General features: G+C 42.7%; 16 protein-coding genes. 8 read left to right on the plus strand and 8 right to left on the minus strand.

The genetic code is table 11. The features are described 5' to 3' along the window. The first annotated feature begins 94 nt into the window (after window positions 1–94). The 4 genes from ftsZ (at window position 95) to KXD93_RS09895 (ending at window position 5630) form a co-directional block, all read left to right on the plus strand. Window positions 95–1693, plus strand: coding sequence for a cell division protein FtsZ (gene ftsZ, locus KXD93_RS09880; RefSeq protein WP_258136923.1), 1599 nt, complete (start codon window positions 95–97; stop codon window positions 1691–1693). 317 nt (window positions 1694–2010) lie between these two features. Then, a complete protein-coding gene (locus KXD93_RS09885; protein ID WP_258136924.1) occupies window positions 2011–3255 on the plus strand; it encodes an aminotransferase class I/II-fold pyridoxal phosphate-dependent enzyme in 1245 nt (414 codons plus the stop codon). A gap of 437 nt (window positions 3256–3692) precedes the next feature. Continuing rightward, window positions 3693–5114 (plus strand): glycoside hydrolase family 125 protein, encoded by a 1422-nt coding sequence (locus KXD93_RS09890; RefSeq protein ID WP_258136925.1) that lies wholly within the window; start codon window positions 3693–3695, stop codon window positions 5112–5114. A 339-nt stretch (window positions 5115–5453) separates the two neighbouring features. Beyond that, complete coding sequence (locus KXD93_RS09895) at window positions 5454–5630, plus strand: BF3379 family histone-like protein (RefSeq protein ID WP_258136926.1); 177 nt, start codon at window positions 5454–5456, stop codon at window positions 5628–5630. Window positions 5631–5818: 188 nt separating this feature from the next. Here KXD93_RS09895 and dapA read toward each other — a convergent pair whose 3' ends face one another. The 3 genes from dapA to ligA form a co-directional block, all read right to left on the minus strand. Beyond that, the gene (gene dapA / locus KXD93_RS09900) at window positions 5819–6700 is read right to left on the minus strand and encodes a 4-hydroxy-tetrahydrodipicolinate synthase (protein ID WP_258136927.1); all 882 of its coding nucleotides are present in this window, start codon (window positions 6698–6700) and stop codon (window positions 5819–5821) included. 189 nt (window positions 6701–6889) lie between these two features. Further along, on the minus strand, window positions 6890–9343 hold the full coding sequence (locus KXD93_RS09905; protein WP_258136928.1) for a DUF5686 and carboxypeptidase regulatory-like domain-containing protein: 2454 nt from the start codon (window positions 9341–9343) through the stop codon (window positions 6890–6892). Window positions 9344–9699: 356 nt separating this feature from the next. Continuing rightward, window positions 9700–11715: an NAD-dependent DNA ligase LigA gene (gene ligA / locus KXD93_RS09910; protein WP_258136929.1), complete on the minus strand. Its 2016-nt coding sequence runs from the start codon at window positions 11713–11715 to the stop codon at window positions 9700–9702. Window positions 11716–11807: 92 nt separating this feature from the next. Between ligA and KXD93_RS09915 the strand changes: the two genes are divergently transcribed. Beyond that, window positions 11808–12113 (plus strand): hypothetical protein, encoded by a 306-nt coding sequence (locus KXD93_RS09915; protein ID WP_258136930.1) that lies wholly within the window; start codon window positions 11808–11810, stop codon window positions 12111–12113. A gap of 52 nt (window positions 12114–12165) precedes the next feature. Here KXD93_RS09915 and KXD93_RS09920 read toward each other — a convergent pair whose 3' ends face one another. Together KXD93_RS09920 and KXD93_RS09925 are read right to left on the minus strand one after the other, a co-directional pair. Then, a complete protein-coding gene (locus KXD93_RS09920) occupies window positions 12166–13086 on the minus strand; it encodes a DUF6263 family protein (protein ID WP_258136931.1) in 921 nt (306 codons plus the stop codon). 827 nt (window positions 13087–13913) lie between these two features. Continuing rightward, window positions 13914–15704, minus strand: a complete 1791-nt coding sequence (locus KXD93_RS09925; RefSeq protein ID WP_258136932.1) for a DUF885 domain-containing protein — start codon at window positions 15702–15704, stop codon at window positions 13914–13916. A gap of 476 nt (window positions 15705–16180) precedes the next feature. Here KXD93_RS09925 and KXD93_RS09930 point away from each other — a divergent pair, with 476 nt between their 5' ends. Further along, on the plus strand, window positions 16181–18628 hold the full coding sequence (locus KXD93_RS09930; RefSeq protein WP_258136933.1) for a TonB-dependent receptor domain-containing protein: 2448 nt from the start codon (window positions 16181–16183) through the stop codon (window positions 18626–18628). Window positions 18629–18636: 8 nt separating this feature from the next. Here KXD93_RS09930 and KXD93_RS09935 read toward each other — a convergent pair whose 3' ends face one another. Both KXD93_RS09935 and KXD93_RS09940 read right to left on the minus strand, forming a co-directional pair. Further along, a complete protein-coding gene (locus tag KXD93_RS09935; RefSeq protein ID WP_258136934.1) occupies window positions 18637–19014 on the minus strand; it encodes a DUF1634 domain-containing protein in 378 nt (125 codons plus the stop codon). Window positions 19015–19129: 115 nt separating this feature from the next. After that, window positions 19130–19966: a sulfite exporter TauE/SafE family protein gene (locus KXD93_RS09940; RefSeq protein ID WP_258136935.1), complete on the minus strand. Its 837-nt coding sequence runs from the start codon at window positions 19964–19966 to the stop codon at window positions 19130–19132. A 324-nt stretch (window positions 19967–20290) separates the two neighbouring features. On the opposite strand from KXD93_RS09940, the gene KXD93_RS09945 reads away from it, so the two are divergent. Continuing rightward, window positions 20291–22132 carry a UbiD family decarboxylase gene (locus KXD93_RS09945; RefSeq protein ID WP_258136936.1) on the plus strand — a complete coding sequence of 614 codons (1842 nt, stop codon included), beginning with the start codon at window positions 20291–20293 and terminating at the stop codon, window positions 22130–22132. A gap of 43 nt (window positions 22133–22175) precedes the next feature. Beyond that, on the plus strand, window positions 22176–22883 hold the full coding sequence (locus KXD93_RS09950; protein WP_258136937.1) for a hypothetical protein: 708 nt from the start codon (window positions 22176–22178) through the stop codon (window positions 22881–22883). 13 nt (window positions 22884–22896) lie between these two features. On the opposite strand, the gene KXD93_RS09955 is transcribed toward KXD93_RS09950, so the two are convergent. After that, window positions 22897–23463: an NUDIX domain-containing protein gene (locus KXD93_RS09955; RefSeq protein WP_258136938.1), complete on the minus strand. Its 567-nt coding sequence runs from the start codon at window positions 23461–23463 to the stop codon at window positions 22897–22899. Between the last annotated feature and the right edge of the window lie 23 nt (window positions 23464–23486).

Consider the following 23486-nt stretch of genomic DNA (forward strand, 5'->3'; position numbering starts at 1 on the left):
TGACAATTGTGGATAAGTGTTGTTGAAAAAGTTTTAATATTACAATAGAGAAATCTGATTATTCGTCAATCACATATAACTCAATATAAGGATTATGCAGTTTGAGATGTTAAAAGAAAAGTCGTCTATCATCAAAGTAATTGGTGTTGGCGGCGGAGGGGGTAACGCAGTTAACCACATGTACAGGCAGGGAATTACCGGTGTGGACTTTATTATATGTAACACTGATGCGCAGGCATTGGAGTTAAGCCCCATCCCCAACAAGGTACAATTGGGTGCGAGCCTTACTGAAGGAATGGGCGCTGGTTCCATACCCGAAGTTGGTAAAAATTCGGCTATAGAAAATATTGATGATATAAAACAAATGCTTGGCTCCAACACCAAAATGCTGTTTATAACAGCAGGTATGGGTGGCGGTACCGGTACAGGGGCAAGCCCTATTATAGCAAAGGCTGCCCGCGAAATGGATATCCTTACCGTTGGGATCATAACTACCCCGTTTGCTTTTGAAGGCAAGCGCCGTAAGTTACAGGCCGATGCCGGTATGGAAGAGCTGAAAAAGAATGTAGATTCCTTTCTGGTGATTAGTAACGACAGGTTACGCCAGATTTTCGGAAACCTAACTTTAGGTTCTGCATTTGCACAGGCCGATAATATTTTAACAACTGCCGCAAAAGGCATTGCCGAAATTATTACGCTGCCAGGCTACATAAACGTCGATTTTAAGGATGTACGCACTGTGATGAAAGATAGCGGTGTATGTATCATGGGCAGCTCGTCTGCCGATGGTGAAAACCGCGCATCTAAGGCTGTGGAAGGTGCATTGGCATCTCCGTTGTTAAAGGATAACGAGATTGAAGGTGCACGTTATATCCTGCTGAACATCAGCTCGGGTGTGAAGGAAGTAACCATGGATGAAGTGAGCGTAATTACTGACTACATACAGGAAGAAGCCGGTTTGGCTGCCGACCTGATCTGGGGTAATTGCATCGACGAGAATTTAGGTGAAAAGATCTCAGTTACCATTATCGCTACCGGTTTCCAAACCAAGGATGAGCGTGAGAAGGAGCAAAGCACCAAGAAAGTAGTTTCGATGCTGATGCCTGAACCCGCACCAAAGGCTAAACCGGTAAATGAGTTTATTACCCCGGTAAAAGCTGATGCTGTTGCTGAGCCTTATATGAAAATGAAGGAAGAGCCTAAGCAAACAGGCTTGTTCGACCTTTTTGCCGCCCCGCGCGCAGAAGAGCCACAGGTTGTAAGATATGATCTTTCTGCACGGGAAGAGCCGGTTGCTGAAGAAGAGGAATCTGACGTGCCGGAAATGACCTTTAAAATAAGTGAACCTGCAACCAATTTTATGCAGCCTAAGGAAGAAAAACTTCCTGAACCTGAAAAGGAGCCGGAAATTGTTGTTGGTGCTGATGATAACAAAACCAATGAGTCGATTGAAGAGCAGTTGCGTAAATCGCGTGAGCGCATCATGAGGCTTAAGGACCTGAGCATGAAGCTGCGCAGCGGCAACATCCAGGAGATGGAAAGTGTGCCGGCCTACAAACGCAAGGAAATTGCCTTACAGCAAACTCCTGCGAGCGATGAGAGCCATGTTTCCCGCTTCTCATTATTGCCTGACAGCGAAGGCAATATCGAGATTAAGAACAATAACTCGTTCCTGCATGATAATGTCGATTAGTTAATTAGAGGTTAGAGATCAGAGGTTAGTTCTTTTGCGCCGGATAGGTAAGTTTAAGAAACAAATTCCTAATTGTATTTATATAAAAGGCCTTGCAAATTTTGCAGGGCTTTTATTTTGAAAACAGCTTCAGGGTTGTTTTCAAAATTTATCTCCTATTGCTAATCCTCCCAAACCCCGCTGCCAGGAACTAATCTCTAATTAACCAAACTCTAATCTCTAGCATTATAGCCTATTATAAAAAGTAATAATGATTGTTTCTGCACGTTTTAAGGGCTATATTTGTATTTTTATCTACACAATAAAAACGTAGCGGTTTGGACATATTTAACAAGATCTCAAAAAACATGGGCGGTCCGCTTGGACAGCATCAAAAATGGTCGCACGGATATTTTTCTTATCCAAAACTGGAAGGTGAAATTGGCCCGCACATGATGTTCAATGGAAAAGAGCATTTGGTTTGGAGTTTGAATAATTACCTGGGATTGGCTAATCACCCTGAAGTTAGAAAAGCTGATGCACAGGCAGCTGCTGATTATGGCATGGCTTACCCAATGGGTGCGCGTATGATGTCGGGTAACTCTATCCACCATGAAGAACTGGAAGCTGCTCTTGGCACCTTTGTAGGTAAGGAAGACGCGTTTTTATTGAACTACGGTTACCAGGGAATGGTATCGATTATAGACACGCTGGTTGACAGGAATGACGTGATCGTGTACGATGCAGAATCGCACGCTTGTATTATAGACGGATTAAGGATGCACATGGGTAAGCGCTACGTTTACCAGCATAATGATATTGAAAGCTGCGAAAAACAGCTGGAACGTGCTACTAAGCTTGCCGAACAAACCGGTGGTGGCATCCTGCTGATAACCGAAGGTGTTTTCGGTATGTCGGGAGCACAGGGTAAGCTGAAGGAGATCATCGACCTGAAAAAGAAATACGATTTCCGCATTTTAGTTGACGATGCACACGGTTTCGGTACCATGGGCAAAACAGGTGCCGGTACGCACGAAGAGCAGGATTGTGTTGATGGGGTTGATGTTTACTTCGGGACGTTTGCCAAATCAATGGCGGGGATAGGCGCATTTGTAGCTGCCAACAAAGAGATCGTTGATTACCTGCGTTATAACATGCGCTCACAGATCTTCGCCAAGGCATTGCCAATGCCAATGGTGATCGGTTTGAAGAAACGTTTTGAGTTGTTAAAATCTCAACCAGAATTGCGCGAAAAGCTTTGGGAGATCTCCAATACCCTACAGAAGGGATTAAGGGAACGCGGCTTTAATTTGGGTGTTACAAACACTATGGTTACCCCGGTAATACTGGAAGGCGACCTGTATGAAGCAACCGCCCTAACCCGCGACCTGCGCGAGAATTACGGCATTTTCTGTTCGATAGTTATTTACCCGGTGATCCCTAAAGGACTGATCTTGTTAAGGCTGATCCCAACTGCATCACATAGCCTGGAAGATGTTCAGCGTACGCTGGATGCTTACAGCGAAATGGCTGAAAAGTTGAAAGCCGGATATTACAAAGAGAATAAATTAGTGGTAGCGTAAAGTCATCCAACGTGTTGGCGACAGTTATTTTGTCATTCTGAGTTGTAAAATCCGCTGGATTGCGAAGGTCAAATGACAAGAAAGGGATGTCATGCTGAGGCACTCGAAGCATGTGGGCAAAGGCCTCTGCACCATGCTTAGCACGCGGATTGGCCTCTGCGCACGTCGCACTTCGAGTGCCTCAGTGTGACACCCCACCCCTAAGATGTATAACTTGTCATGGGTAGCGAGAGCGAAGAATCTTCAGCGCAAGGCATGAACGCAGGATAGGTATACCGCAGACCCAGCAATTCGATAAGATTCTTCGCTATGCTCAGAATGACAAATGGCTTAAATAGTGTGCAGTAACAAAAATGACATAGTTTATATAAATATCAATTAGCCTTTCGGATTCCGAAAGGCTTTTTTATTTTTACCGCTTACCAATTGAAAACCCTATGCTATCCCGGAGAAATTTTATCAAAATAAATGGCGTAACTACTGCTGGTATTGGCTTAGGCTTAAAACCCGCCTGGTTTACTGCAAAGCTTAAACAGTATGAAAGCCTTCGCCCTAAATTAAGTGAACGCAAATTCACCAGCAAGGCTGTTGAGTCAACTATAAAAAGTGTAAAGGCCACCATTAAGGATCCGGAGCTGGCATGGCTGTTTGAAAACTGCTATCCAAACACTTTGGATACTACGGTAAAATATTCCGAGAAGGGCGGTCGCCCGGATACTTTTGTAATCACCGGCGACATCAACGCCATGTGGATGCGCGATTCATCCGCACAGGTTTGGCCGTACCTGCCCTTGATAAAGAATGATCCGGAATTAAAGAACTTAATAAAAGGTGTGCTTAACCGGCAGGCTAATTATATCCAGGTAGATCCGTATGCAAACGCGTTTAACGAGGGTGCAACCGGCAGCGAGTGGGATAGCGACCGTACTGACATGAAGCCTGAGCTGCATGAGCGTAAATGGGAAATAGATTCACTTTGTTACCCGGTAAGACTAGCCTTCAACTATTGGAAGATTAGCGGCGACAGCAGTTTTTTTGATGAGAATTGGCAAAAGGCAGGCAAAACAATTGTTGCCACGTTTAAGGAGCAGCAACGTAAAACCAGCAAGGGGCCTTACCATTTCCAGCGTAAAACTGAGGTGTCGACCGATACCGCACCGTTAAGTGGTTACGGAAACCCGGTTAAACCTGTTGGTTTGATTTGTTCTATCTTCCGTCCAAGCGATGATGCTACCATTTATCCGTTCCTGGTGCCGTCTAATTACTTTGCAGTAGTGAGCTTATACCAAATGGCAGAGATGTACCAGAAAATTGCCAATAATTCGGCTATGGCAATTGAATGTAAAGCTTTGGCTGCAGAAGTTGCTCATGCGCTGCAAAAATATGCCACCGCCCAGCACCCGGTTTACGGCAAGGTATTAGCTTATGAGGTTGACGGTTTTGGCAATCAGCTATTTATGGACGATAGCAATGTGCCAAGCCTGCTGGCACTGCCTTATCTGAATGCCCTTTCGGAACATGATCCGCTTTATATAAATACCCGCAAGATGATATTAAGTTCATCAAACCCCTACTTCTTTAAGGGCAAGGCTGCTGAAGGCATTGGCGGGCCGCACGTAGGTTTGAATTATATCTGGCCGATGAGTATTATCATGCGGGCGCTAACCTCAACCGACAAGGCTGAGATAGCAAAATGCATCAACTGGCTTAAAACTACCCATGCGGATACAGGCTTTATGCATGAATCATTCAACAAGGATAACCCTGCTGATTTTACCCGCAAATGGTTTGCCTGGGCGAATACTTTATTCGGTGAATTAATAATTAAAGTACATAAATATTACCCGGAATTGCTGTAAAAACAACACAATAAATTTTAACGGTAATATTTTAGTAGCAGCTGAAATTGAAATATTGAATGGTTTTTTGGCTAAACGTTTTCTTGTTTTCAATAATTGTGAACATTACATTAAAATAGTGTAAAATAGATCGCTTATAAAACGTGTTATTATTACGTATTTAATATTTTTTCAATAGTATTAAATACTTCGATAACGAATGTTTTAGGTTGAAAAAGTTTAATTAAACCACTTTAGAGGCATTATTTTTCTTCTCAAAAGTTTTTAATTAAGAAAAAACATTTTAGATTAGCTTCATAAAACAATAAACCTCAATATTTAACAAAAGGAGTAACTGAAATGAAAAAATTTACTGAAGTAAAAGAACTGGTAGCATCTTTGGAAGCAGATGCTGACAAATTCTACACTAAAGGCAACAGCGCAGCTGGCACCCGTGTAAGAAAAGGTATGCAAGACCTTAAAAATTTAGCCCAGGCTATCCGCCTTGAAGTACAGGAGGCGAAAAACAAGGCCTAGGTAATAGAATATAATTCTTTACTTTATTAAAAAGCCCGTTTCGATAAATTCGAAGCGGGCTTTTTACTTTTAAGCTTTTTAATAAATATGTCATTGCGAGCGTAGCGTGGCAACCTCGTCGCAAGCAGAGCGAATATGCACGGCGACGAGGTTGCTTCGTCGTTCCTCCTCGCAATGACAAGGGGGGATTATTGGGTTATTCTCTTAGTCTCCGCTATTATCTTCGCTGCAATGTTTTCGCTAACCTGCACCAATGGCAAACGCAATGTGTCGCCACAAATGCCTAAATGCTTCAGCGCGGTTTTAACACCGGCCGGGCTGCCTTCAACAAACATTAGGCGAGTAAAATCAATTAAATCCAAATGTGGTTTTAGGGCCGATTTAAAATCGCCGGCAAGGCCGGTTCTGATCATATCTGACATTTGCCTTGGCAAAGCATTGCCAACTACCGAAATCACGCCAACACCACCTAAAGCGATCATTGGCAGGCTGATTGGATCATCGCCAGAGATCAATAAAAAGTCTTCCGGTTTATCCCTTGCTATCTGGTTCAGCTGGTCGAAATTACCCGAAGCCTCCTTAATGCCGATGATGTTTTTAAAATCCTTAGCCAGCCTTACAGTAGTTTCTGCGCTTATATTGCTGCCCGTACGGCTTGGTACGTTGTACAAAATAATTGGCAGCGGTGTTACCGCGGCAATGGCTTTGTAATGCTGATAAATGCCCTCCTGTGTAGGCTTATTGTAATGCGGGCTTGCCGATAGTATAGCATCATAACCTGTGGCATCAAATGCCTTGATTTGCTCAACAAGTTCAAGGGTGTTATTGCCGCCTAAGCCTGCAACCAGGCCTACACGACCATTAACCGCTTTTGAAGTATATTTCCAGATCTGCTTTCGTTCATCACTGCTCAGGGTGGCGCTTTCACCGGTTGTACCCAATGAAACGATGTATTCCACACCTCCGTCAATTAAATAGTTGATGAGCTTTCCTAAAGCCTCATAATCAACCTGTCCGTCTGCCTGAAAGGGGGTGATTATAGCCACCCCGGTTCCGTAAAATCTGTTCATGTTAGTTATTAAAGGGTGCTAAGATAGCAATAGTTCATAGTTCATGGTTGATGGTTCATGGTTTTTTTGTGCGGGTAAGTTCATAGTTGATGGTTCATAGATCATGGCAGCTGCATTCAGCTATACAATATCGGCCCGAATAGTTTTCAGCTATAACCCAACAACCATCGACCTTCCGGTCATGAACCACTAAAAACTCACCCCTAACCTTATGGCCGAATTGGTATTACTGCCGCTATTAAACGATTTGCCATACATCAGCCTGAAATTAAGGTATTGTATGCCAACGCCAAGTTCGGTGTAGTTTTTTATTTCGGGCGTTGAGAGGTAATTGATATCAAGGATCTCCTGCAATTTTAATTTCCTGATCAGCGGGATCTTATTGAGGATAAAGCCGGAGAAATTTTGCTCAAAATGCCCTTCGATGTATTCAGTCTTGGTACTGTAGGTATAGTAATTCAGTAATAAGAAACTGTTGATGCCGGTTTGGGACAACAAGATCTGGTTGCCGGAAAATTGTTTGTAATCGGGATAGAAAAGACTTTTATTATTCAGGAACTTACCCGCTCCGATGAAGAATGAAGTTTGCCCCAGTACGCCGGCGCTTATGTTCGACTTGGAAACATCGGCGCTCAATAGATCATAATCTACATCCGATCCAAAAATGCTTTTTACACCTTTGGTATAGCTAATGCCGATAGTAGGGTATTTTGATGGCAAATACCGTTTGCCGGTAGGGTAGGTTTCGTACTTGTCACTAAAATCATAAGTGGTTCTTAAGCCGATCTTGAACGATTGGTTATCCGCAAACAACGGTGTTTCCAGGTTCGGCGTAAATGGATTGTTTGAGGTATAATCCCTGTCGCCAGGGTTAAAGAAGCTGAATGATGACGAGTTTGCGAGCGATTTCCTGTCGGCCCATTCAACAATCCCACTGGCCATCCATCCACCGGTTATGCGCCTGCTTGCCGATGCCGATAAATATTGTTTTTGGTAAAGTTTTTCGTAGTTCTGTTTTTCAAATAAACTGTAAAACGTGTTCACCAGCGAAGATATTGGCTGGCGGTTGTTAAGATCAGTAATTTCAGACCCTGCGCTAAAACCCAGGTTGTAATTGCCGGATGGGATGCCCGCATAAAGAGTACCGGTTAACTTTTTATCAGAGAAGCCATATCCTGCCTTTGCTCCGACAACCAAATACTTATTGGTCGAGCTGTCGATTTGTTTGCTGAATGATGCGCCATAATTTAAATTAAAACCCTGTATCGTATTAAAACCTATTGACGGTAAAATAGCATCCAGGTTGTAATACTCATGATCATAACGGTTAACATGACGGTAGTTTTTATAGGTGAGATCGACAAGGCTAAATTTGTTATTTACCTTATCCAATGAGTCGAGATATTCCTTCGATTCCCGCTTTTTAGCCAGTATAGCCTTTTTGGTATAGTCCGTTTTTTCCTCATCGGTTAGCGGGATCGGCCTTTCATTTTCCCAATAGGCCGAATCTTTTTTGTTGCTTTCTTTGGTAACCCTGAGCACCTCGGAAAAGTCTTTTTTATTCAATTTAGGTTCAAGCTCATAATCTTTATAAACCGAAATAAAATATCCGCCAATTTTAAAGCCCAGCAAGCCGCCGGTAAACTCAAATTTAACTGACGATGGCATCCAAACCTGCTGGCTTACCGGTAAAAACTGCTCACTTACCTTCAGCGTATCAACAAAGTTGATGTTCTGTTTTTTGGTGATAAAAAAATCATAGCCATACATCCGCCAGCTGTCCTCTAAAATGTAGATATACCCCTGGAAACAGGCGTCGTAGCCGCGTTTGGGGATCACCTTTATCTTGTCGACAGTTTCGCCATTTTCTGTAGTAAAGCCTACATATTTATAGTTGTAATAAAACAGGGCGTTGTCGGCAATTGGTGAAATAAGCGGACGTAAGCTTAATCCGCCCCAATTCTGGATATTCTCATAAAAATTCACCTGGATATCTGAGGCCCGGTTATAACTGAATGCCTGGTTGCTACCCGATACTTTTGACGAGATCATCTCTTCATGCACCTTATTCGGCCGCATAAAGCTGTATTTTGATTCTGATTCGGACAGGTAAACGATTCCCCTGCGGTTTGAATCGAGGCCCATTTCGCGGGTTGCCTTCTGTACGTCAATACCCAAAAAGTGTTTCGGCGCCGCAAGTAGTTTTTGCAGGCCTTTTATATAAACTTCACAGCTGTAGGCGTCAACCTCGTTAAGGTGTTTTTTACGGTTTTTTATTGCCTTGCGGATAATTGCATAAGCAGGATCTTCGCCGCCTGCCTTAACCACAACATCGCCAAGCTGGTAGGTCTCTGTTTGTAAAACCACGTTTATCGACTGGTTTTTGTTCAATTCGATTTTTCTGCTTTGCTGCCTGTAGCCAACCGCCTTGTACTGTACATCATAAGTGCCGGGTTTTAGCTGCAACCCGTATTCGCCTTCACTGTTCGCAGAGGTGCCCTTAGTGGTGTTCTTTATGTAGATACTTGCAAAGGGAATTGCTTTGTTTTGTTCATCTGTGATCTTGCCGCTTATGGTAACTGTTTGAGAAAATATATTGAAACTTATTAAAATAAACAGAGTGGAGAGTAGTGTGAATTTCATGTAAAAGGCTTTGATGCTAAGGTCAATCAAATTTAAACAACCTGAACGGGCTATTTTGTTAATTATTGTTAAAGGGAAATTGGCGGGTATTAAAGTGATATAAGAGAGAGAAATACCCTGAAATATTGCAATAAGTGTAAAAAAATAAAGCCTCCGCACACTCGCTGCTTGGAGGCTTTAACCTAAACCTTATCACAATAGGCAGGCAAGGATTGCCCGCCATATGAAGCCACTAATATATAGTTTTTAGTGACACTCAGAAAATTTTTCGTATTAAAATGACGGATATTATTATTTAAATATACTTATGAATGAAAACAGTAACTTAAAGTTAAATTAACAGAACGCGGGAATATTTAGCCGATCATTTCGAACAATTCAGCGTCAGTTATTATAGGAATATTCAGCTTTTGCGCCTTCTCCAATTTGGCGGGACCCATGTTATCTCCTGCTACCAGGTAGTTAAGCTTGGCCGATATGCTGCTCACTATTTTACCCCCGTTTTGTTCGATAATATCCTTTAACTCATCCCTTGAGAATTTTTCAAAAACACCGGATATAATAAAGGTTTGGCCGCTGAGCTTTTCGCTGGCAAGGTTTACTTCCTTCTCTACGGTTACAAATTGCAAACCATAATCCTTTAATTTTTGGATCTCGTCTCTATGATTTTGATCACTAAAATAATCGATGATGCTTAATGCAATGCGTTCGCCTATTTCCTCGGCGGTTATCAATTCTTCAAACGAGGCAGCAGCCAGGTTGTCGATATTTTTAAAATGAGCGGCGAGCTTTCTTGCTACTGTTTCGCCAACATATCTTATCCCCAAACCAAAAAGGACCTTTTCAAAAGGCATCTCTTTTGATTTTTCAATCCCATCCAGCATGTTGTTGATGGATTTCTCACCAAATCTGCCCATCTTTTTCAGTTCATCACTGTAAACCGATAGTCCATAAATATCACTAATATGGCTAATAAATTTATTTTGGTAAAGCGTTTCGATGGTTTCGTCGCCAAGGCCATCAATGTTCATTGCCTTTCGACTTATGAAATGTTGCATTTTTCCTACGATCTGCGGGCGACAACCTTCATCGTTAGGGCAGTAGGAGGCAGCTTCACCTTCCTTGCGGATCAGCAGCGTACCACATTCAGGGCAGTGAGTTATATAATGTATTGGTTTGGTCGACGGATCCCGCTTATCCAAATTTACACTAATGATCTTCGGGATGATCTCCCCTCCTTTCTCAACAAACACCCAGTCGTGTTCATGCAGTTTAAGGCGCTTTTCAATTTCATCGGCATTATGCAGCGTTGCGCGTTTAACCGTGGTCCCAGCAAGCTGTACCGGCTTTAAATTGGCAACAGGTGTAACCGCTCCGGTACGACCAACCTGGTAGGTGACTGCCAATAGCTCAGTTTGTACCTGTTCTGCTTTGTATTTATACGCAATGGCCCAGCGTGGCGATTTGGCGGTAAAGCCTAGTTCCTGCTGTTGGGCGTAGCTGTTTACCTTGATAACTATGCCGTCGATGTCGTAGCTTAAATCAAAGCGTTTTTTGTCCCAATAACTAATGAAGCTAAAAACCTCCTCAATGTTGCCGCACAGCTTGCTGTGTTCGTTGGTATGGAAGCCCCAGCTTTTTACCGCCTGCAGGCTTTCCCAGTGGGTTCTGAATAAAAGTTTTTCTGTATACAGGAAGTACAGGAAGCAATCCAGCGGGCGTTTGGCTACTTCGGCCGAATCCTGCATTTTTATTGTCCCCGATGCAAAATTACGCGGATTGGCATAAGGCACTTCTCCGGCTTCAATTCGTTCATTGTTCAATCGCTCAAACGCCTTCAGGTGCATAAACACTTCGCCACGGATCTCAAACTGATCCGGGTAGTCGCCGCCCTTAAGTCGCTTGGGTATCGTATTAATGGTGCGCACGTTGGTGGTAACATCATCGCCCTGGATGCCGTCTCCCCGCGTAACAGCACGCACTAGCGCCCCGTTTTCATAAGTGAGGCTCATAGACAAGCCATCGAACTTAAGCTCACATACATACTCAAAGTTGTCGCCTATGGCTTTGCGGATACGCTGGTCGAAATCAAGCAGTTCCTGCTCGTTATAAGTATTGCCTAACGACAGCATGGGCCAGCGGTGCCTTACGTTTACAAAATCTTTGGTAAGATCTCCGCCCACCTTTTGTGACGGAGAATCAGGATCTTCAAATTCAGGGAACTGCTTTTCAAGAGCGATCAACTCTTCCAATTTCTTATCGAAATCAAAATCGGCAATGGTAGGCATTGCCAGCACATAGTAGTTATAACTATGCTGCTTTAATTCTGATGAAAGGGATTCAATTCGGTTTTTAGCTTCTGCCGGTGACATATAAGCGAAGATAGAAAATTTATAATTTGAAAATATCTTTTAAACCCTCCGGATTTTGGACGGTCTTACAATCAAACAAATATAAATTTACTATGAAAAATTACGGAAAAATATTAATGCTTGCATCAGGTATCTCATTATTTGCTGTAGCAAGCAGTAACGCACAAATTGTAGTTAGGGCACGTTTAGAACGCCCGAGAACTGTTGTTGTAGTAAGGCCACTCCGTCCATCGCCGCGCCACGTGTGGGTTGCTGAAGAATGGACTCCAAGCGGCGGCACTTATGTTTATAAAGCCGGTTATTGGGCAGAGCGCCCCCACCCACGAGCATATTGGGTTGCCGGAAGATGGCATCACAGCCACAGAGGTTATATCTGGATTTCAGGGCACTGGAGCTAATATCCACAATACTTTAAGTAAAGATGCCCGGTTTTGATAGGCCCGGGCATTTTTATTTGCCTGCCGTTGCTACGTCCGTATTGAACGATATCGGAACGGTCATCCCGCCGGGTAGGGAAGGGCTATCAGGAAATTGCATATCGCCCATCATTACCTGTTTTAATTTTGCTTCTGTTATCCAGCCCGTTGTCTTATCTATCCTTATGTCTGATATCATTGAACCCTTCAGGTTATATTTTACTGCCAGGCCATTTATATTTACAGGTTTGGCGCTGGTATCGGAGGCAAGAGTGCCTTCGCCATGAATAAAATAGGTGCCGGCAACTACGTCGGCAAGCTGGTAGGTAGACGATACGGTCGTTTCGGCCGGGCTCATCAGTTTGTTGGTGACCGTCCAGCTGGCCCCTTTTGCCACAAATGTATTTGGAAAAATTGCAGTACCCATCTCAATACTACCTTTGAAAGCGTTTGGCCCGAACGATTGCATAAATTGTGCTGTGAACTGTGCTTTCTTTATCGAATCGGCGCCGGGTACATTTTGCAGCGCCCCGATGATCATTTTATCCACATTGGTTACGGATCTTATCTTCCCTGTTTTAGTCATTTCTAAATTAAACGGCTTATTCATCATGGCCGCCAGCATAACAGACGGCAGATCTTTTGGATCATTTTTCTTTGAATCAAGGTCGACGGCGTTTTCAGCCAGGTCCATTTTCATATTGAGCGATTGATAGCTCACTTCCATGTTGTAAACAGTGTCCGTTACCCCGGTTACCTTAAACGCCATCTTAAAAGCAAAAGTGAGATTGACGGAATTTTGCTGCCCGCTTACGGTTTGATTGATCGTAGAAGTTGCATCAGAAGTAAGATAGTAAGTGGTGCCCTTAACGAGGTTTAAGGCCGGTTTGAATTTTTGCGGGTAACAGCAACCGACAGCAATTATAAAAAAGAATGTGAATAAAACGTGTCTCATTGTAAAAACTGGTTCAGCAAATATACAATGAAGCGTTTAAAGGAAAGTTTTTTAAAAAGAAAATAGCCGGTCTCTCAACTCCGGCTATCTTCAATTAGCATTATCATTAAATTTTCACTCGATGTTTTATACGTGAGGGAAATGGTATTGGTTTCATGGAAATAAAAAACTCCTGCCGTTTTAAAGCAAGAGTTATATTGTGGTATTTTACCACGGCAAATAAAATATAATCGCCTGTGCTATTAGTTAGTACAGGGTTTTATGTTTTATCATGGAGATGCTTGTCTTTATGATAAAAAATAAGGGAATTGCTTGTATAGCTATACCGATTATTGCATATATGTTCATGATAACGCGGGTTTGAGAGTGAATGGAAAATGTATAATAACCTATAAAACGATTATTGCAAAAATCATACCCATTAGGTTGAAAGTGCCCTGGTGTAATTGGTTGGAATGTTTAATTTTTGGTGGGGAAATCCCCGAAAGGAACGTGTAGAATTTTGTGTAATTTTTTCCACAAAACGGGGAATTTTATACCCTATTTATTGAAGAATAATATCGTGCCGTTTTGTAAGGTTATCAACACTTGTGTGTAAAAACAAGGCTTTTCGCTATTTTCTATCGCAATATACGAATAATTAACTGTTTGTTAAAAAATGCAGTAAATTAATTTTAACGATATGTTATTACTATTTTGCAATAGTTGTTCCATTCTTAGTAGTTGGCAGTCGATAGTGAGCAGTTGGCAGTTGAAATAATATAAATAAACCGGCCCATCACTGCAGTTTGTTTAAAACCATTGTGTAACTGCGTACTGCAAACTGCCTACTGCCCGCTATTGCCGCTGCCTCCCCCGGTCTTCACCGTCATCATTGCTTCTTTAATGTACCTTACGGGTGTGCTGCCATAGCTTAAAAACTTCTCGTTAAATTCCTTTAACTTATACTTATCACCAAGTTTCTTTTTATAAGCCTCACGCAGATCCATTATTTCCCTGTAGCCTGTATAATAACTATCCAGTTGTACGCTGCTTACACTAACGCGTTTCCATTTGCCTTCGGCCTCTGCCTGTTGCTGAAATGCCTCGCGGGTAAGCAGTTTTATGGCGTCCTGCTGTTGCATATTTTGCGTATGCACGGAGTAATCCAAAATGGTATTACAAACCGAACGCAGGTGCCATTTGTACCACATTAGCCGCATTTCAGGTTGTTCGTCTCCCCCAAAACCATTGTCCAGCATCATTTCCTCGCTGTAAACGGCCCATCCCTCAACCATGGCACCATTGCCAAAAACTGATTTGATAAGGCTCGGCGCTTTATTTGAGTATATCAACTGCACATAATGGCCTGGGATAGCTTCATGAATGCACAGGATCTGCAGTGTATAATTGTTATACTCACGCAAATAGCTTTCAGCCTTCTCAGACGACCATCCGGCCAGGCTGCCTACATTGAAATAAGAATTACCATCCTTGTCATATGGCCCGGGCGAACTCATTGATGCTCCGGCAACACCTGCCATATATCCGGGCTCCTTACGTACTACTAACGGTTTTGATGGATCGAGCGTAACCAGGTCCTTTGACTTTACAAAAGCGGTAAGCTTAGGGATCTGCTTTTCAATTGCCGACTGGAAATCGCCCGGTTCGGCATGTTTGGCCGATAGGGTATCAATCAGCTTTGCAATAAGTTCCAATGAATCGGAAGGCATTGCTTTGCTGCCAAAATATTTGGGCCAAAGCTTTTTGCTGATCTTCGCCATTTCGCGGTGCAGATATTTCTTACGCTCAACGGCCGAGTTGAAAATTTGTTGGGCAGTTGATTCCGATTGAATGTTATACTTGAACTTCGATTCGTACAGATCCTTTCCCAGCCTGAAGCTGCGAGGTTTATCGTTTTTTAACGCCTTTAACCAGGCCGCGTAGGCTCTTATAGCGTCTGCAGATACCTTCGCCCTGTCGAGCATTAATTTCTGTTCTGCCGCAGGGATATTTGTTTTTTTTAGTGAATCTGCAAAGTCCTTTTCAAATATACCAACCCCACCGAGGTGCTGTTCGGCGGCCAGGGAAGTTAGTTCAGCAACAGGATTTCTGAGCTGCTTTTCAGCTTCCTTATAATAAGCCGGGATGTTGGTCATCTTTTGATAGAAATTACGCAGGCGCTTACTTAGGGGAGCGTAGTGTTCATTCAGGATATAAGCAAATGTGCTGATAACGTTGTATGAAGACGGGTCCCACTGCCAGGCCTTTTGCTGTTGCAGGCTCCATTCTATCTGTTCCATCTGGTTTTGCATCAGGTGGTAATCCATCCGGTTGCCTTCAGATAGCTGGGTTATTTCAAACCTGCTTAACGAGTCGATCTGCACCTTGGCGAAAGTTACCATCTTATCCCTGATCTTGTCGTCAGGAACAAACAGCAGGCTGTCGTATTTATGATACCCTACAGATGTTGCCCAATCCGGGTTTAATTTCCATAAACCTTCCAGGAAGGAGTTTTCATAAATAGTAAATGCAGCATCGTCCTTGCCTTGCAAGGGCCCCGTAGATGAGCCGTCCTTTTTACACCCTATAAGTAACGAGAAAATAAGACAGGCAAAGAATAATAGTTTTTTTATCACCAGGTTTATCTGTTTAAATTTTGATGGATAAACTTAAAACATTTAGCCGAAATAAATCGAAAGAATATAAACAAGTATATAGAAGTTTTACAATAGAGGCAAAACGGGTAGCGCTTACCGGGAAAGCCGGTAGTTATCTTTAGCCATGAGTTAAAAATAGCGGACTTTCAAAATTTGGCGTAATCTTAAATTTCTTAAACACAGGAAACGTAAATCCGAAAAATAAATTATTGAGCAATAACACCTTTCGCCCCCTTAATAATTAAAATCAAACCATTGGGAATTATTTTAAGCTATTGATTAATAATCAGCGGGTTATTGTCCATTGTCGACATTTTTTTAACTCAAATAAAGAAAAACTATTAAGCCACTTTTACGTAAAAGAGAACTTTGTTTACCAAGTTAATTTTTGTTGCTATATTGTGGCATATTTAATTTAAAGCTAAGTTTATAGGAAATTTCTACAATATCTATTAATGAAGGTCAAAATCGGGTGCTTATTATCGGCGTTCTTAGCTGTTTTGTTTTGTAACGTATATGGACAAACCACGACCTGTTCAATCCATGGAAAAGTAGTAACCGAAACCAAATCACCTGCCGAAGCCGCCACAATAATCCTCTTAAAATCACGTGATTCGTCCATAGTAAGTTCAACTATTGTAGCCAAAAACGGGCTTTTTAGCTTTACCGCTATTCCGCCTGATAGTTATTTGCTGCTTGTTACCGCGGTAGGATATAGTAAGCTATATGTTGGCCCTTATAACGTTGAAGGCGGCCAGAATTTCAAGACGGCTGAAATTGTTTTAAGACAAACGGCCAATCAACTAAGGGAAGTAACGGTGGTAAGTACCCGGCCCGAAATAGAGGTTAGGCCCGGCAAAATCACCCTGAACATTCCTAATAGTTTAACTGCCGATGGTAGTTCGGCCCTGGAGATCCTGAGGCAATCGCCTGGAGTAAGGGTTGATAACAGCAATAATATAAACATAATTGGCCGCCAAAGCGCCTTGATAACTATTGATGGTAAGACATTAAGCCTCTCGGGCGATGATCTGGCGGCTTATCTTCGCAGCATCCAGTCGAATATGATCGATAAGATTGAACTGATTACGGCCGGGTCGTCGAAATACGATGCCTCCGCAGGTGGAATAGTAAATATCGTGCTAAAAAAAGGAAATAATATTGGTGCGAACGGAACCGTTACCGCAACAGGCGGATATGGTAAGTATTATAAAAGCGTGTTGGGCGCAACTTTTAATGACCGGATGGACAAGTTCAATGTTTTTGGTTCGTTCAGCCATGCTGCGGATAAAACCTTTCATAATTTTATAAATGACAGGATCATAAATTTTGACGGACTTACCAGCGACTATCACGTTGACTATAAAGGCGTTCAGAAAAGTAAAAACAATAATTTTCGTGCAGGCGCTGATGTTTTTATCACCCCAAATCAAACCATCGGCTTTTTAATTGACGGCTTCTCGCGAAGCGATGCATATGTCAAGAATAATGGCCTGAAGATTAATAATAACGGTGTGCTGGATTCCATCATCACAGCCGACTCCCATTTACAGCGTAATATCACCAAGGTAAATTATAACCTGAATTACAGCGGCAAACTGGATAAAAAAGGGAGCGTATTATCTGCCGATATAAATTATACCGCGTTCAGCCGCAGTTCTTCAGAATATATTACCAACAAATTTTATAACGCCGACCTTACGCCTTACCGCGATTCGTTATTACAGGAAAACCTGTCGCCATCTACCATTCACGTTTATTTATCCAAAATTGATTTTTCAACCCCGCTGGCAAAAACAGGTAAGTTTGAAGCGGGTATAAAGTATAGCCACGCTACCAGCAATAACGACCAGGTTTTTGGTCCGATGGTAAATGGCGTGTACCAGGTTGATGCTGACTTAAGCAACCATTTTTATTATACCGAGAATATTAACGCTGCATATGTATCCTATGCAAACAAGTTTGATAAGTTCGATCTTTCAGCCGGGCTGCGTGGTGAACAAACAAGCGCAAAGGGCAATGCTGTAACGTTAAACGCGATGATAGATCGCAGTTATTTTAACTTGTTCCCGCAGGCACAATTAGTTTATAAACTGAACGAAAAAAACGAATTCTCCCTGAGCTATAACCGCGGGATAACCAGGCCGCTTTACGAGGACATTAACCCCTTTTTATATTATGTCGACTTGTATGATTACCGGTCGGGTAACCCGAATTTAAAGCCCCAGTTTTCAGATAATATCGAGTTATCACATACTTATAATAAATCCATTACCACTACGCTATACACTTCAATTATAAAAGATGCATACGACTTTGGTTTTTACGAGCAAAATGATTCATCTAAGGTAAATATCAAAACCCAAATCAATTTGGGATGGATTTATAACTATGGCATCAAAGTATCAGTGCCTGTACGGGTAACCAGCTGGTGGAATGCTTATTTCCACGCCGATGTTTCGTACCAGCGCTATGTAGCCTATCCGCAAAATGGAAATTTGAATAAAGGGACTCAGGACATCATATTACAAACGAGCCAAAATTTTATTATCAGCAAAACTGTAAACGCCACGATAGGCGCCGACTACGAATCACCCAATTTTTACGGTATTAATCAGAACAAGGCTCGTTACATGGCAAATGCAGCTTTAGGTACACAGTTGTTCAATAAGCGTGGAACGCTTCGTTTGGTTGTGTCCGACGTCTTTAATACATTGCAGGACAGGGGGTATACAAACTACGAAAATCTGAACCTGACTATAATTGACAAAAAAGAAAGCCAGGTAGCGCGACTTACCTTTACCTATCGCTTTGGAAAAACATCTATTAAGGGAATAACGGCGCATCGCACCGGGAACGAGGAAGAAGTAAAGAGAATCGGCGGCGGTGGCGGCGGAAATTAATCTTTTGTTTATCCCGCGTGTCCGCTCATCATGCTGGCAAAAATAATCAGCAATACCAGTATGCTGATACCCACATATAAATAGTCCTTTTCGAGCGCGAAACCTATGGTAGAAAACACAACTCTTAAAATGGGCGTTGCTATTAACAATATAATGCCCAGTTGAATAATAGCTTGACCCTTAAAGCTAATTGAAGCGTGAATTAAACTGCCAATATTTTGAAGGAAAGGAGGAATACCCTTAAATACTTTATAGTTGGGAATAGAATGACCATGCCTGTATATAAAAAAGATACCGCCAAAAATAACAACGGTCATTGATAGCATCATACCGCCGCGCAGCACCTTGCCTATTAATGATTGAATGTCGGTGTCTTTGAATTTCATTTTTTAGTTCATTGTTGATGGTTCATAGTTCATGGTAGCTTCAATTGGCGTTTAGTTTATAGAATATATTATCATTCAGTTTTTTTTCGGCTATGAACTATTAACCATCAACCAATCAAATCTTCCCCACAATTCCGTTATAGATCATCTGCCCGGCTAAAAAGGATACCACAATAGCAAATACCCACCTCAGCCAGCCTGATGACTTGGTATGAACCAGGATCTTCGATCCGGTAAATGCTCCGAATAATACCCCTATAACTACCGGCATCACCAGCCCCGGACTTATATAACCTCTTTGCAAATAAACCACCGCGCTTGCCGATGCGGTAACACCGATCATAAAATTACTGGTAGTGGTTGACACCTTGAATGGGATGCGCATAATGGTATCCATCGCAATCACCTTTAATGCTCCGGAACCAATACCCAGCAATCCCGAAACTACGCCGGCAAATATCATCATAAAAAAGCCGCCGCCTACGTTGCGTACGCTGTACTGAACGCTCCCGGTGGAAGTTGGATAGCAGCTGTTGAGTTTTAATTTTTTGGCCAGGTAGCTTTTTTCTGTAACGATTTGTTCCGCCTTTTTGCGCAATGATAATAATGCAGAACAAAGCAGGATCACGCCAAATAATATGGCGATATAATGCGTAGGAACGTACACCGCCAATATGGCGCCGCACATGGCCCCGGCAGTTGTGGCTATCTCCAGGAACATGCCCAAACGCATATTGGTGATTCCCTCCTTAACATAGGCTGCTGCCGAACCGGATGAAGTTGCAATTACCGATACCAACGAAGCCCCGATAGCGTAATGAATATCGACGTTAAGAATGAGTGTAAGCAACGGGATAATTACCACGCCGCCGCCCAGCCCGGTTAATGAGCCCAATAACCCTGCAAAATAGGAGCCAATAAGTATAATAAGTGTAAATACAATTACCGTCATGCAGCTAAAAAAGTAGGACGCCGCTAAAGTAATAATAACTTTTTTTACGCACTTACTTTAATGTTTGTCTATAGATTTAGTGTGAAAATGGATGTGTGGATTTTTGATGTGCGAATGTGCGGATGACGCGATTTGAAGATGTGTTGGTTTGATGATTTGAAAAATTGAAGTAACATGCTTCTATATTGATCGATGATGATCGATAAACTAAAGCCGCCAAGCCGCTCTATAGGAGCGCAATATTGTAGAAAAAGCAATCACAACATATTTAGCGCTCCGCAGGTGCGCAACCAACACGGCATTTTGTACATTTGCCCATTAAATATGAGTTATCCGAGTTTACAAGCCTGCATTGCCGATCTTGAAAAAAATGGCCAGCTGATCCGTATAAGGGAAGAGGTTGATCCGTACCTGCAAATGGCGGCAATTCATTTGCGCGTGTTTGAAAACGAGGGGCCTGCCATCCTTTTCGAAAATGTGAAGGGCAGTAAATTCCCGGCAGTATCAAACCTGTTTGGAACGCTGGATCGTTCGAAATTCATTTTTAGGGATACCCTGGATAAGATCAAAACTTTGGTCGATTTAAAATCCGATCCGTTAAAGGCAATAAAAAATCCGTTTAAGTATGCGGGTGTCGGGATGATGGCCTTATCGGCTTTGCCTATGAAAACGGGTAAAAGCGCTCCGATCAATTTCGCCAAATGCAACATCAGCGATATTCCCCAAATAGTTAATTGGCCAAAGGACGGCGGTCCCTTTGTGACGATGCCGCAGGTTTACACCGAAGATGCTGATAAACCGGGCATCATGAATGCCAACCTTGGCATGTACCGCATTCAGTTGGCTGGTAATGATTATATCCTGAACGAAGAGATCGGTTTGCATTACCAGTTACACCGGGGTATAGGCGTGCATCAAACCAAGGCAAATGCCAAGGGGCAGCCGCTAAAGGTGAGCATATTTGTAGGCGGCCCGCCGTCACACCCCGTTGCCGCGGTAATGCCGCTGCCTGAGGGATTATCTGAAATGACCTTTGCCGGAGCTTTGGGTAACCGTAGGTTCCGGTATTTTTATGATGCAGAGGGGTTCTGTATTTCGGTGGATGCTGATTTCGTGATAACCGGCACCGTTATGCCGCACGACAATAAACCAGAAGGTCCGTTCGGAGATCATTTGGGTTATTATAGTTTGAAACATCCTTTTCCATTAGTAAAGGTTCATAATGTTTACCATCGTAAAGATCCTATCTGGTCGTTTACAGTAGTAGGGCGGCCACCGCAGGAAGATACCAGCTTCGGCGCTTTAATCCATGAAATTACCGGCTCTGCTATCCCGAAGGAAATTCCCGGCCTGCACGCGGTAAACGCTGTTGATGCTGCCGGGGTACACCCTTTATTATTTGCCATCGGCAGCGAGCGTTATACGCCTTACAGCAATGTTGACAGGCGACCACAGGAGATCCTAACCATTGCCAATCACATTTTAGGCAAAGGTCAGTTGAGCTTAGCTAAATACCTGTTTATCGCGGCGCAGGAGGATGATCCAACGTTAAACGTGAACGACATCGGCGGCTTTTTAAAGCACATCCTGCAAAGGGTAGACTTAGCCCGCGATTTGCATTTCTACACCAATACTACCATCGATACCCTGGATTACAGTGGCGAGGGATTGAATTCCGGCAGTAAGGTCGCCATAGCCGCAGCCGGCGAAATTAAAAGGGAACTTTGGAACGAATTACCTGCAAGCTTCAGCCTGCCACGCCCGTTCGAAAAATATAAAATGGTTATGCCCGGTGTATTGGCGGTTGAAGTACCAAAAAATATCCGGACAAGCGATTTGCCGTTGATGCTGGAAATCCTGGATGAACATTTACAGGATGCCGAACTTGGCGGTTTGCCATTGATTGTGTTTTGTGATGATGCGGAGTTTACCGCTCAAAGCATCAATAACTTTGTTTGGGTTACCTTTACCCGCAGCAACCCATCGCATGATATTTATGGCATTAACAGCTTTACCGAACATAAGCACTGGGGCTGTAAAGGTCCGTTGATTATTGATGCACGGATAAAACCGCATCATGCGCCGGTGTTAGAGAAGGACCCGGAAGTTGAAAAGCTGGTTGATAAGATGGGAGAGAAGGGTGGAAGTTTGTTTGGAATTATTTAGTGGTAGAGATTAGTTAATTAGAGACCTGAGATTAATTAAAAAAATGAAAAACGTTATAAATACTTTACTTTTAACCTGCTTTGCGGTATTTTTCATCGCCTGCAAAAAACCACAGGAGATACCACATTACACCGTTTCCAAGATTTTTAAAACAGATACCGCAACAACGGTAAATGTGCATATCGCCAACCGTATGACGAGGCAGCAACTGGTTTTAATTGCCGGGAAGGTAAAAAAGGATAGCGCGCAAATTCAAAACCTTAGGATCAGCTTCCTGCTGCCGGGTAATTCAGAAACCAGCGCGGGCGACAATAGCTATTATGCATCTGCTAAATTTATAGACGCCAACAAAGTCGCCTCGTATGATACTTTAAAGGATGACGACGGCAATGTATTGCGCCTTAAAGTATTCGGATTGAGCCAGGGGCAGGCTAAACATCTCTTATCACTTCAACCCAAGGAGATCGCCAATAAAAATGTGATGGGCCGTTTTATCGACGATTATAATCACACGGTTATTATCCCCTTTGATGATCCGCTGGACGAAAAGAAGGAGGTTTATATTATCGAGTTGGATTCTGCAGCTAAAGCGGTATCAAAAACTATCCCGGTAAAGGTAAAAGACGCCGGTATTGAAAAATGGCTAGTAACCCAGCATGGCGACTACATGACGCTGAAGGATAGCGTACTTACCCAATACGGAGCTGATGGATTGGGCTTGCCGTTTAATAGTATTAAATCGGGGATTTGATTTATAGCTCTCTTCACATTCTCATAAAAAAATGCTGCAGCAAAATAATCGTCTTGGCATCCCGAAACTCGCCCTGCTTTAACTTTTCCCTGGCTTCGTCAAAGCCCAGTTCTATCAGTTGAATATCTTCGCCTTCCAAACCACCTGTCTTAGGGTGATCCTTTTCTGAAATATAGTTGGCTATAAACAAATGAACAAATTCGGTTATGCCGCCTGCTGATGTATAAGCGCTTGCAATTTTCTCCAATTCCTTAATTTGGTACCCTGTTTCCTCCTCTGCCTCGCGATGGGCAGTTTGCTCCGGAGTTTCATTTTCATCAATGATCCCTGCACAGGTTTCAACAAGATAACCGCTGTCGCTGCCATTTAAAAAGGCGGGCAGGCGGAATTGTTTGGTCAGCAGAATTTTGCGCTGGCCCTCATCAACAAGCAAAACCCCAACCGCATCAGGGCGGAAATATACCTCCCGTTCATGGTTATGAAACACGCCTTCTTTATCCGGTTTTTCAAAGCTGATGTATTGAAGCGGGTACTTTTTATCGGATAAAGTCTCCTTGTTTAAAATTTGAATAGAAGCCATACATGTATCTTTTTAATAGATAC

Origin of the sequence: Mucilaginibacter phenanthrenivorans (assembly GCF_024721155.1) — a bacterium.
Lineage (GTDB): Bacteria > Bacteroidota > Bacteroidia > Sphingobacteriales > Sphingobacteriaceae > Mucilaginibacter > Mucilaginibacter phenanthrenivorans.

What these genes read in the sequence shown, in the direction of transcription:
- KXD93_RS09930 (WP_258136933.1), top strand. Translation starts at nt 16,181, where the DNA reads ATGAAGGTCAAAATCGGGTGCTTATTATCGGCGTTCTTAGCTGTTTTG.
- KXD93_RS09940 (WP_258136935.1), bottom strand. Translation starts at nt 19,966, where the DNA reads ATGACGGTAATTGTATTTACACTTATTATACTTATTGGCTCCTATTTT.
- KXD93_RS09920 (WP_258136931.1), bottom strand. Translation starts at nt 13,086, where the DNA reads ATGAGACACGTTTTATTCACATTCTTTTTTATAATTGCTGTCGGTTGC.
- ftsZ (WP_258136923.1), top strand. Translation starts at nt 95, where the DNA reads ATGCAGTTTGAGATGTTAAAAGAAAAGTCGTCTATCATCAAAGTAATT.
- KXD93_RS09895 (WP_258136926.1), top strand. Translation starts at nt 5,454, where the DNA reads ATGAAAAAATTTACTGAAGTAAAAGAACTGGTAGCATCTTTGGAAGCA.
- KXD93_RS09950 (WP_258136937.1), top strand. Translation starts at nt 22,176, where the DNA reads ATGAAAAACGTTATAAATACTTTACTTTTAACCTGCTTTGCGGTATTT.
- KXD93_RS09955 (WP_258136938.1), bottom strand. Translation starts at nt 23,463, where the DNA reads ATGGCTTCTATTCAAATTTTAAACAAGGAGACTTTATCCGATAAAAAG.
- KXD93_RS09935 (WP_258136934.1), bottom strand. Translation starts at nt 19,014, where the DNA reads ATGAAATTCAAAGACACCGACATTCAATCATTAATAGGCAAGGTGCTG.
- dapA (WP_258136927.1), bottom strand. Translation starts at nt 6,700, where the DNA reads ATGAACAGATTTTACGGAACCGGGGTGGCTATAATCACCCCCTTTCAG.
- ligA (WP_258136929.1), bottom strand. Translation starts at nt 11,715, where the DNA reads ATGTCACCGGCAGAAGCTAAAAACCGAATTGAATCCCTTTCATCAGAA.
- KXD93_RS09945 (WP_258136936.1), top strand. Translation starts at nt 20,291, where the DNA reads ATGAGTTATCCGAGTTTACAAGCCTGCATTGCCGATCTTGAAAAAAAT.
- KXD93_RS09890 (WP_258136925.1), top strand. Translation starts at nt 3,693, where the DNA reads ATGCTATCCCGGAGAAATTTTATCAAAATAAATGGCGTAACTACTGCT.
- KXD93_RS09905 (WP_258136928.1), bottom strand. Translation starts at nt 9,343, where the DNA reads ATGAAATTCACACTACTCTCCACTCTGTTTATTTTAATAAGTTTCAAT.
- KXD93_RS09915 (WP_258136930.1), top strand. Translation starts at nt 11,808, where the DNA reads ATGAAAAATTACGGAAAAATATTAATGCTTGCATCAGGTATCTCATTA.